Genomic DNA, 12,595 nt, shown 5'->3' on the forward strand with positions numbered 1-12,595 from the left:
TAACCTATATAGCTTGATGCATCCGCCCTTATTATTGCTTTCATTTTGTAAAAATCCCTTTTAGTTCTGGAAAAATGTCAGCGATATACATCACAAATTCCACTGGTTTAACAGGTTTTCTCTGTTCGTTAAGCACAACAAAACCATCACCTGATTTGACAATCGAATATAATGGTTTTTGAACCAAGCTTTCGGCATATAAATTCACATCCTTTATTTTGACATCCGAGTTTATCTTTGCAATCTCCGGATGGTCATCAAGCCACGTGTAAACGTCTTTTAAAGAAATCGGTGAACCTTTATAAAGTCCTTTATAAATATGCCTGATAAGTTCAAGATCAACAGGATAATCTACGGTCATGCGATATTCAGGTCTACAAAGATCATGTTCGATTTCAATTCCGAGGATTTTAAATTTTTCCATATTCTCCCGGATATATATACTCATGGCAGGCCCACGGTAATGCTTATGAACCTCCAGGAGTGCCTTATATGAAATAAGTTCCGATAATGTCCCATACATGGCAATCAGATTGGAAACATATATATAATCGCGGTATTCCTTCTTAAATTCGCTGACAAATCTGCCAGCACTATCAATATCGAATAACGGGGTATCGCAGCTTATTCTGATTATGGCATCAGCCTTTTCTTCTTCACAGAGAGCATTGATCCGGTCAACGATATCCTGTTCCGCACCTGCATACCATTTGCACCCGATGCGTTCGGCTTCTTTAATTAATTTTGAATTTGCCGAGTTTTTCGAAGTCGCAAGGTAGACATCGTCAAGCCCTTCGATATGTCGTGTCCTTTCAACAACATGCTCAAACATTGTTTTTCCTTCAATTTCACGAAGCACTTTTCCAGGAAGTCTCGTAGAGGACATCCGTGCTGTTATTGTTCCAATAACCTTAGCCATATAAATCACTCTCCGGTTTTTTTATCTTTCACACCTTGTTTTTTGTAAAAATTAGTTAAAAAGTTTGCATAAATTTTTTTATCAACTGGAAATTTATAGAACATCAACCTGTTTCGAATTTTTGCAAAGAATATAAAAAAATTGTTCTTCAGCTTATCAATGATGCTCGATATCTGGTGGTTACCCAGCCTTACTGCCGATTCCATATTTATGTAGTATGAAACAGCTTCTGCAAATTTTCCATCAATTTGCCATGGCCTGGCATATTCTGCTGAAGTATATAATTTGATAACATCTTCATTAATCCATGACTCAAGATTCCCCGGCTCATGTAAAAACCCGTCTTTAATCAATCCTTCTGTCAGTTCGCATTTTGGATATGGCCTGAAAGTTCCTATCCCGCATGTGAAAAAAGGGTATTTTCTCAATTTGTTTATAAACATTATTGTTTTTTTGATATCCTCACTTGTTTCGCCCGGTACTTCTATCATGAAGGACGATCTCGCATATATTCCATGCTCATTACATTTCATTACTGCATTTTCAGCCTGATCAGGTGTTATGCCTTTTTTCATGATTTTAAGCGTATGAGAAGAACCAGACTCAATGCCAAGAGCAAGTTGTACAAGACCGGACCGTTTGCAGAGATTCAACGTCTCGTCGTTTAAAATACGGTCATTAAAGTAATCACAGCGACTCTCCCCGTCCCATGTGATTTTAATGCCTTTCCTGATAATGCCCTCACAAATGTCCCGTGCCCTTTTGATATCTACAAAAAAATTGTCCTCAATCATTTTCACATGGGTTATGCCGAATTTTTTCACAATATATTCCAGTTCATCAACAACCTTGGGGGCGCTCTTTTTCCTATACTTCATATTATTGGTCACGACGTTGATGCAAAATGTACATTGAGAAGGACAACCCCGGCTGCTTTCATATGGTAGCCAACGTATAGGTTTTCTTACAGATTCAGGGAATTTGTCAGTCAGAGAACTTGTTATGAAACGCTCTAAATTGGGGTCCATATCATATTCCGGAAGAGGAAGCATATCAAGATCAAGCATTTCTTTCAGGAATATTGCCTTTTCAGGTTTCTCACCACTTTGTAAAACATTTGCTATCTTTAGAAGATGTTCCTCGCCTTCCCCTGCAACTGCATAATCAATATACCTGCTTGAAGCCATCTGTTCAGTAAATAGGGTGCAATGCCAACCCCCTGCAACAACAGGGACGCTTGAGTGTTCCTTTATAAACTTCACAATATTATAGGTATCGGGGACTTCCGAGGTGAGAAGCGTAATTCCGGCTAAAAGAGCATCTTCGAGTTCGTTTCCTATTGCTTTAAGATGATCTTTTTCAAAAGCTGTGTTTATGATCTTGACTTCATATCCTGCCGATTTAAGCATGGAGCCTAAGGAGATTAAACTCAACGGTGGGTAGTTGTTATAGTTATAAATATTATGTGGTCTGATTAAAATTATTTTTTCCAACATATAAACCCCTTTCAATCCTGTATAATGCTTGCCAGCTCCTCAACACTTAACCACCTGTCATTTGTGTTGCTTGCATAAAAAAAGCCTTCCTTTAGCGGTTTGCCTCCATTTGCAGTGTGCACTTCGGATGTCCACCAGTGAAATTCCGGCTGTATAATAAAATAATCATCAAATTCGAGGGAATGCCGGGCGTCGTCTTCTGTGATTAAAACCTCATGGATCTTTTCTCCAGGCCTGATACCTACAATCTCATGCAGGCAATCAGGCGCTATTGCATTGGCTAAATCAACTAATTTCATGCTTGGAATTTTAGGAACAAATATCTCACCCCCCTCTGCAAGATCAAGACATTTCAATACAAACCTTACACCCTGCTCGAGGGTAATCCAAAAACGGGTCATTCTCGGGTCCGTAATGGGAATAACCCCGGTCTCTTTCTTTTTTTTGAAAAATGGTATTACACTTCCCCTGCTTCCTATAACATTGCCATAACGCACAACCGAGAATCTTGTATCTTTCCATCCTGCATAAGAGTTACCTGAAATAAATAATTTGTCCGAGCATAGTTTGGTTGCTCCATAAAGGTTAATCGGATTTGCAGCTTTATCGGTACTGAGAGCAACAACCCTTTTAACACCGCAATCTATAGCTGCATTAATAATATTTTCAGCACCCATGACATTTGTCTGAATTGCTTCAAAAGGATTTCTTTCACAGGCAGGCACCTGTTTCAGCGCAGCAGCATGGATGACATAATCAACACCATAAAAAGCCCTGTATAACCTGTCTTTGTCTCTCACATCCCCGATAAAGTACCTGAGACACTGGTAATCCCTTTCCGGAAAGCGGTAATCCTTTCCAGGAAAGATCTGTGACATTTCAAATTGTTTTAATTCATCCCGGCTGAAAACAATCAATTTTTCCGGTTTATATTCCTTCAGGATAATCTCCACGAACTTTTTCCCAAAAGAGCCTGTTCCGCCGGTTACCAGTATAGTTTTTCCATTAAATATCGACATAAATTCCCCTTTTCCTATAATCCTTTCTTAAGTCTGTTTGCAACAATCTGCCAATATGGCAATTCTTCCGTCCCATCCTTTTTAATATAATAGTTCCTATACCTGCGGTAAATGCCTTCATCGATCAGCATTTCTTCATCAAAATCAATAGAAACCTTTCTGTCCAGATTATGAGCCTTTTTTCCAAAAAAAGAGGCTAACCATTCAATCGTCGGGTCTTCTACTATACTGGCATTAACATTATCGGTTGTAAAAAATATCATTGGTTTTTTAAAGAGGACAACATGGTTAATAGCAGTACTGTTATGAAGGAGAATAAAGCCGGCATTCTGAACCAATTCAGCCGTCTTGCCCCTTACAACTTCTCTTCCTCCAAAATAATCAGTATGTTCTTCGTAATGCGAACGGGGATGGGCAGCTATAACAATCCGCACGTTGAAACTCTCTTCTATATAATCAAAAAATCTTACCAATGCGGGGTAGTATTCGTCTGCCGATATCTTTACAGGGAGATCGAGGTAGAGATAGTCTGTATGAAAGGGAAGGTATTCGTCCAGAAAAATGCCTACAGATGGGTCTTTCGCTTGAGGAAGATCTTTTAATCCAAGGTATGTATCGTAATCATAACTGTGGACCCAGAGAAACTCGCTTTGACTGTTTATCACATAATAATTTGCCAGCATGTATTTTTCCGCCGGAGAAAAAACAATTCTTGCCGGTTTTACCCCACAATAAGTAAAGGGGATCATTCTGAATGTCTTATCAAAAATCCTTTTAAGGGTAATCTTTTTCAATCTTCTCAACCATAGCTCCTTTATACCTGAGCTGACAGGAAGTGCAAAGAGTGATGCTGAAAAAGGTATGCCCTGCTTCGATAACATTCTAAACAGGGGAAGTGAATAAAGTGTATAATGAACCATAGATATAACAAATGTCGAATTATCAATGGTTTTAATAGCTTCTCCGACAGTCTCCAAAGCATCAAAACAACGATGCCTGTCCCATTGGATCGGGTCCGGCGGGTTACTCGATATATATTCTTTTGGCGCAATCAGTCTGGTAAATTCCCATACCTCAACATCAAACCCGTTGCTCATCATAGTGTCTATACCGAATCTATGATAGTCCCTTTGATTGAAGTATTCTTCGAGAAAATAGATAATCTTTTTGATTTGCATTATTTGACCGATTCTGATGCTATTGTGACTGTGGATGTATTTTCAGGAAATTCTTTATGATTTTAAGTCCTACTATACCGCTCTTTTCGGGATGGAACTGACATCCGTAAACATTCCCAGATTGTATGGATGCACAAATGCAAAGTCCGTTATAGTCACAATCGGCAAGATCGTTAATAGGGTTTGTGGGAATGACAGAGAAAGAATGAACAAAATATACCGATTCCCCGATAGATAAGTCTTGAAAAACAGTATTATTCCAATCTTCACGATTCTTCGGAAGCAAAAGACCATTCCAGCCTATATGGGGTATTTTGTGGGGTATGCCATCGGAACCTGCCTTTGGAATCATAATTACTCTGCCCGGAATTAATGCAAGCCCCTCATAAATACCGAATTCCTCGCTTGTTTCCATCATCATTTGCATACCAAGACAAATACCTAAAAAAGGTCTGCCTGTCTTAGTAAACTTCCTGATCGCTTCTACAAGTCCCCTGCTGTGCAACTCACGTATCCCGTCTGCAAAGGCACCTACGCCTGGCAGAACAAGGTATTCGGCCCGCTCCACCTGGTTGGGAGAACTTGTAATTACAACCCGCGCGCCGCAGTATTCAAAAGCCCTGTGTACACTCAAGAGGTTGCCCATCCCGTAATCAACCACTACAACATTCCGCATTTTAGCATATCCTTAACTTAATTTTTCGCTGCAGACACTCATCTCTTATTTCGCCTACAGTATGTATTCCGTAATGGAGGACATGCGCCATGGCAACTGCATCGGCGTGGCCATATTTTATAACCTTCTCAAGGTCATCAATATTCCCCATGCCTCCGCTTGCAATGACCGGTATGGGAAGCATATCAGAGATTGTCCTGACAAGCTCAAGATCAAATCCTTTTGCCCCGCCCTCCATATCAATGGACGTAAGCAGGATTTCCCCAGCGCCGAGGTCATAGCCTTGTTGTGCCCATTCTATCACATCAATGCCTGTCTTTTCCCGGCCATAGTCGTAATAGGCCTCCCACTGTTTATTGCCGTTTTTCTTCGCTTCAATAGAAAGAACCATACACTGAGAGCCAAATCTCTGCGAGACCTCACATATAAGTTGAGGATTTTTGATTGCTGCAGTGTTTATAGCAACCTTATCGGCACCAGCGCGGAGTATCTCCTTGGCATCCTCAACAGAGCGGATCCCTCCACCAACAGTTATGGGGATGAAGACATCCTCAGAGGTTCGTCGCACAATCTCCTTAATATTATTCCGCTCATATAGACTTGCCACAATATCCATATAAATAATCTCATCAATCCCATCGTCATAGTATTTTTTCGCAAATTTGTTGGGATTTCCCATTTTGCGGAGGCCTTCGAGTTGTATTCCTTTGACAAGATTCGGCCCCTTAACATCAAGACGGGCGATGAGTCGCATGTTGTGCATTTTTACGCCTTTCTATTTTCCTTCAATTTCCCATATAGGGTATCTTAACTTCCACTGCCCATTCTCTTTTTTCCAAAGATGCTGGGAGCGGAATTTGTCGCAGAGACTCATGAAATAATCTCTGTCTACAATAGGATTATCAAACATTTTAGAAGCAACGGGAAATTCCTTTTCCGGAATGCTAAGATACCGGAAGATATCCTCTGCAAAGCGTTCTGGAAATTCGCCATCGAACTTTTTTACAAGGGCAACTCCTTCATCGCGTGTGATTTCTTCGTTCCTTATCTCTTGAGCAGCATCGTATGTAGCCCTTCCCATTCCAAACTTTATGTAGTGCGATAAGAAGTGGAAATCATCAATTTTGTCGTCGATACTATTGTACTTGCTGTAGGTACCGGGTGTTCTTTCCGGTGCACAGCGAAAATCACTGTGTTCAACAGCATAATAATAATTACCTTGCGGATGCCACGGTAGATAATAGCCAAGAAATTGAAACTGAATGTTCATTTTTTCCATATCTTCAAGTCTTGAAGGTAGATAAGGCAGAAGGTCGTTTTGAGCCAGTCCATAATCTTTTTTCAATGCATGGACTGCAGCACCTGATATATAGACATTTTCCGGGTCATCAGCGGTCGCATACGACCAGTCCCTATTAGGGTTGAAGTTGTCTTCTACCGGATTACCGTACTCTGCTTCGTTTTCACCGAAGAATATGAGAGAAATTTTGTGCTTTAATGCAAATTTCGGTGCAAAGTTCTTCTGTCCGATAACAAAAGGTTGGAACGGGTAAAATATATTCTCTGTTGCAAGCCTCGTCAATAATCTATGAACCCTTCCGTTCGGAGTGAAAAGATAATTATCAAAACCGGCATGAATCCATGCCTGAAAGTTTTTCCAGCCCCAATCAGTGTACATATGGGGTGCCCAGGTTACCGTAAGAGGATGCATGCCGTATTTGTATTTGAGAACATGTGAAGCATAAAAGCTGTCTTTTCCACCAGAACCAGGGACAAGGCAGTCATAAGAACCATCATCTTTGCGGTGTTTATTGCAGAGATCAATCAATTCCTGTTCTCTTTGCTTCCAGTCAACAGTGCCACCTTTCTTCATATCTGCCCAACTGCATGCATCGCATATGCCGTCGTCATTAAAATTAAGTGTTCTTTTTTTTCTATTGATATCGTGGGCAAATTCGTTGTCAGAGATTGGATTCTGGTTCGAATAAACACACTCTTTACAATACTTCACTTCTCTGGGCAATCCATAATAAGCCTCGAGTTCGCCCTCGTCATTATGGTTATTTGTTTGTTTTGACTTCTCTTCTGCGCTCATGCTTCCTCCTTATTACTACATACTTTCTTAAAGTTTGTTATTTGTAAAAATGGTAATACAATTTTTTTGCAGGCGTTACGCTATATCATTTATTCTTTCCCGCATTATCGTCTCAATTATCATAAAGTCGTAAATATCATCTACCTCATAGCATTGCCATCTTTCTACGAAATAAGGTATTGTCCTGCGCTGATAAAAACTTTTGTATTTGTAGAGGGCTTCGATCTTTGTAATATAGATAACCCCATAGGGAAAATATGCCGGGCTGAATCCCTGTCGCCCGGTTGCTTTTTCAGGTTTTTTAATATAAGGCACCATATAACCCTTATCGTCGACCTTCTTTATAACTGCCGGGTGCTCGAGATTAACCCTTCCCAGACTCACCAGACTATCGGCCTCTTTCTCTTTGTCTATCAATGTGGCAATAGCATTGTCGAGATCTCCTTTTTTCCTCATCGGTGAAGTGGGCTCAAGGAGTGTTACATAATCATATTCATCACCTTTTTCTGCAAGGTATCCAATAGCATGGGCTACTACATCAAAGGAACCTATGTTATCGCCGGAGAGTTCCTCGGGCCTCATAAAAGGTACTTCTGCTCCGTACTGTTCTGCCACAGCAGCAATCTCGTTACTGTCTGTAGAAACAATCACCCTGTCAATATATTTGCTCTCCAGGGCCTTCTCAATTGTCCATGCTATGAGGGGCTTTCCAAGGAGAATTTTAATATTTTTTCCAGGAAGACCTTTACTTCCCCCTCTTGCAGTGATTACGGCAAGACACTTTCTCTCTTTATACATATAACCTCAAAATGGTTCGCTGTTCACTGTTGATTTTCACGGCTTCCTGTTACCAACAATAAGTTAAACTATTTAAGTTGCTTGAACCGTTTAAACCGGTCAAAACGTTTTAAATCCAAAATTCGCAATCCAAAATCAAAAATTGTTTTAATATATTGTCCAACCACCATCAACAAGCAGATTCTGGCCGGTTATATATCCGGAACGGCCGCTGATCAGGAAGCGTACCGCTTCAGCTGCATCAGTAGATGTCGCCATTCTTCCAAGGGGCACCCTCGAAGCGTAAGTTTTTGCAAAATCGCTCCCGCCCCTCTGTGAATCCCCTACCCCGCCGGGAGAAACAGCGTTGCACCTGATGCCATAGCGTCCGTATTTTGCCGCTACCCATTTACAGAAATGAATGATCCCGGCCTTTGAGACTGCATATACCAATGGAGATGTAATATTCATCCCTTCATATATGGCAAAAGTGGGGGCTACTACTCCCTGAATGGAGCCAATATTCACAATACTCCCGAACCCCTGTCTTTTCATAAAAGGGACTACAAGCCTTACAAGCAGAAAACTGCCTACAAGATTTACTTCAAGAACCCTCCTGAATGTTTCGGGTAAATAGTCTTCAAGCTCGTTAGTAAACCCTTCAGGTTGACAGGATGCGTTGTTAACAAGACCGTGTATCTCGCACCCTTCCGAAGAGAGATATTTTTCAAGCCTTGCTATGTCTTTTTCATCGGTTATATCACATTGAAAATATTCTCCATAGATCGTTCTGTCTTCAGGATATTCCTTTGTATCAAGCAACAGAATATCGTAGCCATCATCAATTAATATTTTTGCATAACTCTGACCCAATACCCCTAATCCACCAGATATAATTACATATTTTTTCATTGGCCTTCCTTTTGTTTAATAATGTACATCATCAGGAGAAATCCATTTTTTCTCATCGGCAGACCTTTCAATAGCTCCTATAACTTTCATGGTATTCAAGGCAGTCTCAATATCAACCATGCTCTCCCTCTCACCCTCTATGATTCCGATAAAATTATCCAGTTCTTCCAAATAAGTATTATTAAAATCATAACCCGGTTCCAGGACAAAAACATCTTCCGATATTCTTTTGTCTTTGCTGAAATAATTAACTTTACCGCTTTTGCCGTCCCATTCCCATTCAAGAGTACCCTTCTCTGCTATAATCCTCCCACCCCTTAAGTACTTATGTGAAAGATAATCAAGGTGAATTTCAGCAATAGCACCGTTTCTATACTTTAAAATAGCCGAACATATGTCGTCTGTTGATATTTCAAGAGAGCTGACTTTGCCTGCATATCCTGTCAGCAATTCCGGAAAACCAAGAAACCATAGAGCATATTCAATATCATGGGCAAGTTCAATATGGACGCCACCACCAAGCTCTTTTTTTGCGCTCGACGTTTCACGGTAATCAATATCAGGCCTCCAATAGGGCAGATAATAACCCACATAAATATTTGCAGCATAAATACTTCCCACAGTCGTGATAAAGTCTTTAAGAAACCTGATTACTGGATGATAACGGAGGTTAAAGGCAATATCATACTTCTTAAAACCCTTAACTCTTATTATATCAGCCATTTCAACTGTTGAGCGTAAATCTGAGGCAGGCGGCTTCTCAAGAAGAAAGGGAATACCCCTTTCCAATAGCGATTTCACATCATTAAGATGCATGGAAGTAGGAGAACATACAACAGCTCCGTCAATATGCCCTTCATGCGCCAGTAGATTATCGAAGGAGTAATATTCCTTAATACCTTCTTTATTCGACTCTGTTCTTGAATGTCTTAGCAGAACAGTCTCGTGCCCTGAAGAAAGAATGTTCCTTGCATGTCTCTTTCCAATTGAGCCATATCCGATTATAAGAAATTTCATATCAATCCCGACATCTTTATTGCTATATTTTCCTTATATTAAAAGCACTTATTGGTTTACCATTAATCTTATTTCTCAGTGATTTATCCTGAATAGATATTTTAATTAATGAAAATACTTCATCATAGGTCTTTAAGGTATACTCTATGTCTTTCTCTTTATGGGCAAAACAAGTATGGTGGTATCCTACAAAAAGCACTCCTCTTTGAGCACATTCTCCCTGAATAAAGGACCTTATCTCGTTTACAGTAAAACCATCATAATCCGTTATGACAAAATGGTTCATAGGCGCAAATCCGATGATTTTAACAAAATCACCGATGTCGTGCTTATTGATAATATCTGTTATGCCATCTTTCAATAAGCTGCCCATTTTCCAATTATGTTCAATTACTTTATCCCTATCAAGTATCTCAATGGTCTTTAATGCGGCGTTAAGTGATGCCTTCTCTGTTGCATAGGAACCGGAAAAGAAACAGTTTTCGTCTTCAAACTGCTCCATGAGGTATTTTCTTCCGGTAAGTACACTCAAAGGGAAGCCGTTGGAGAGACCTTTAGCAAACACAGCAAGATCGGGTATTACGTTAAAATATTTCTGGGCGCCTCCGATATCAAGACGGAAACCTGTTTTCATCTCATCATATATCAGGATAATATTATTTTCTTTTGTAAGCTCCCGTATCCTCTCAAGGAAACCTTCCTCCGGTTCATAATTTATAACAGGTTCCATAATGAGGGCTGCAATCTCATCCTTTCTCTCTTTTATGGTCTTTTCAATGGCATCAATATCATTGTAATTGTGGGGCAGGATCCATTCGGCCATCACATCAGGTATACCTTTTTTGCGAGGCGTAGAAACAATAAACCAGTCATGGAATCCGTGATATCCGCCGACTGTCATTACCTTCAATTTCTTCGTGTAATTTCGTGCAAGTCTGATAGCCCCTTCACAAACATCAGAGCCATTCTTACAGAATCTCACCATCTCGGCGCAAGGGATGATTTCGGTCAACCTCTTTGCCAAGGTAGCCTCTTCCGGGCAAGAAAGAGTAAAAATCAATCCGTCATCAATGCCGGCTTTAGCCGCATTATCCACCTCTTCGTTAGCATAGCCGAGAATAATGGGACCAAGCGCCATGGAAAAATCAATGAATTCATTGTCGTCTACATCATAAATTTTGCAACCCTTTGCTGATTTTATAAACAAGGGTGCGCCACCGATTACAAAAAGATTTGGATTCTTACTAAAGGTTGATGTGCCCATGGGGATAACATCAAGGGCATATTTATACGTTTTAAGGGATTTGTCAAATTTCATAAGCACCTCTTTATCTTAAAGAATAGATAAGTTTTTCAATTTCATCCTTGCCGAATGGCACAGGATTTTGATCAAAGGCAGCTTTAAGTTGCATGGAATTGTCAATAATCAGTTTAGCGTTATCTTCGCTCTTCACCCCAAAACCTTTCAGGTCTGTGGGAATACCCAATGCCGCACTGAGTTTGCGTATCTCTTCAGCAAAACGGATTGATTTTTTTTTTTTTTTTAGTGATGGCTCACTGAAAATAAGATCATAAAGCATTGCATAGTCCGTATAACCATTTTCCACGTTGTACTTTACAACGCCCGGCAGAAAAACAGATCCTGCAAGACCATGAGGAACATCAAAATAAACACCGAGGGGATAGCTCAAAGCGCCAGCAGGTCCTGCACCTGCGTTCATAAGAGCAGCCCCTGCAAGCCCGCTTCCCACGAGGAGATTGAGTTTTGTGTTGATAGATCTATCATTTTGGGCAATCTTTTTAAGGTTTGCAAATAAGAGTTTAAAAGCTTCTATTGAAAATATCCTGGAGTAAGCGCTCGCTCCGTTAGCAACAAAGCTTTCCAGCGTATGTGTCATGGCATCCATACCTGCTGAGGCATATACCATATCAGGGCAACTGTCCAGAAACCCCGGGTCATAAAGAGAAAGCCTGGGGTAGTTGTATTCGGTATTGATCCCAAATTTCCAGCGTTCTTTTGTGTCTATAAATACTGCGTATGGCGTGACTTCGCTTCCTGTCCCTGCTGTTGTGGGAAGGGCCACAACAGGAAGCGGGACCTCTTTTACTTTACCGAACCCCCTGTATTCTATGGCCGGTCCTTTATTTGTCTTCAACGTTGCAAGGCCCTTTGTGAGGTCAAGAGCACTGCCACCGCCGATGCCAACAAAACAGTTTAGATCTGATGACTCAAAATCTGTCTTCGCTTTATCCAGGTAATCGTATGTGGGCTCTGGCATCTCACTGACCAGCAGAACAACTTTTTCCATGCTTTTTTCCAGAAGATCGATAATTTCATTAGCATATCCATTGCCCCGATAGACGCCTTTGTCAACAACAAGACCTATCCTGTTCCAGCCAAGGCCTTTCAGCTTTTCCGGTAACTCCTTGGCGATCCCGTTGCCTGCAAAAAGCTCAGTCCTCATGATAAAACGCACATTCTCTTTAAGAAAATCTTTCATTTAGC

12 protein-coding genes are annotated in these 12,595 nt (G+C 40.6%); all 12 read right to left on the reverse strand.

The genetic code is table 11. The annotated features are described in order from the left end of the window. Nucleotides 1-40 precede the first annotated feature (40 nt). Entirely contained in the window at nt 41-919 is an 879-nt protein-coding gene (locus NT178_02410) for an NTP transferase domain-containing protein (protein MCX5811384.1), read from the reverse strand. A gap of 5 nt (nt 920-924) precedes the next feature. Beyond that, nucleotides 925-2,415, reverse strand: coding sequence for a radical SAM protein (locus tag NT178_02415; protein MCX5811385.1), 1,491 nt, complete (start codon nt 2,413-2,415; stop codon nt 925-927). A gap of 11 nt (nt 2,416-2,426) precedes the next feature. Continuing rightward, nucleotides 2,427-3,434 carry a UDP-N-acetylglucosamine 4,6-dehydratase (inverting) gene (gene pseB / locus NT178_02420; GenBank protein ID MCX5811386.1) on the reverse strand — a complete coding sequence of 336 codons (1,008 nt, stop codon included), beginning with the start codon at nt 3,432-3,434 and terminating at the stop codon, nt 2,427-2,429. Between the two features lie 14 nt (nt 3,435-3,448). Further along, nucleotides 3,449-4,612, reverse strand: coding sequence for a hypothetical protein (locus NT178_02425; protein ID MCX5811387.1), 1,164 nt, complete (start codon nt 4,610-4,612; stop codon nt 3,449-3,451). Between the two features lie 19 nt (nt 4,613-4,631). Next, nucleotides 4,632-5,288: an imidazole glycerol phosphate synthase subunit HisH gene (gene hisH, locus NT178_02430; GenBank protein ID MCX5811388.1), complete on the reverse strand. Its 657-nt coding sequence runs from the start codon at nt 5,286-5,288 to the stop codon at nt 4,632-4,634. 1 nt (nt 5,289) lies between these two features. Then, complete coding sequence (locus NT178_02435; protein ID MCX5811389.1) at nt 5,290-6,051, reverse strand: imidazole glycerol phosphate synthase cyclase subunit; 762 nt, start codon at nt 6,049-6,051, stop codon at nt 5,290-5,292. Between the two features lie 12 nt (nt 6,052-6,063). After that, nucleotides 6,064-7,383, reverse strand: a complete 1,320-nt coding sequence (locus NT178_02440; GenBank protein MCX5811390.1) for an N-acetyl sugar amidotransferase — start codon at nt 7,381-7,383, stop codon at nt 6,064-6,066. Between the two features lie 75 nt (nt 7,384-7,458). Continuing rightward, nucleotides 7,459-8,181 (reverse strand): acylneuraminate cytidylyltransferase family protein, encoded by a 723-nt coding sequence (locus NT178_02445; GenBank protein MCX5811391.1) that lies wholly within the window; start codon nt 8,179-8,181, stop codon nt 7,459-7,461. 147 nt (nt 8,182-8,328) lie between these two features. Beyond that, nucleotides 8,329-9,072, reverse strand: coding sequence for an SDR family oxidoreductase (locus NT178_02450; GenBank protein MCX5811392.1), 744 nt, complete (start codon nt 9,070-9,072; stop codon nt 8,329-8,331). A 15-nt stretch (nt 9,073-9,087) separates the two neighbouring features. After that, nucleotides 9,088-10,089, reverse strand: a complete 1,002-nt coding sequence (locus tag NT178_02455; GenBank protein MCX5811393.1) for a Gfo/Idh/MocA family oxidoreductase — start codon at nt 10,087-10,089, stop codon at nt 9,088-9,090. A gap of 22 nt (nt 10,090-10,111) precedes the next feature. After that, nucleotides 10,112-11,407: an aminotransferase class III-fold pyridoxal phosphate-dependent enzyme gene (locus NT178_02460; protein MCX5811394.1), complete on the reverse strand. Its 1,296-nt coding sequence runs from the start codon at nt 11,405-11,407 to the stop codon at nt 10,112-10,114. A 10-nt stretch (nt 11,408-11,417) separates the two neighbouring features. Then, entirely contained in the window at nt 11,418-12,590 is a 1,173-nt protein-coding gene (locus tag NT178_02465; protein MCX5811395.1) for an iron-containing alcohol dehydrogenase, read from the reverse strand. Between the last annotated feature and the right edge of the window lie 5 nt (nt 12,591-12,595).

It is taken from the genome of Pseudomonadota bacterium (assembly GCA_026388255.1).
Lineage (GTDB): Bacteria > Desulfobacterota > Syntrophorhabdia > Syntrophorhabdales > Syntrophorhabdaceae > JAPLKB01.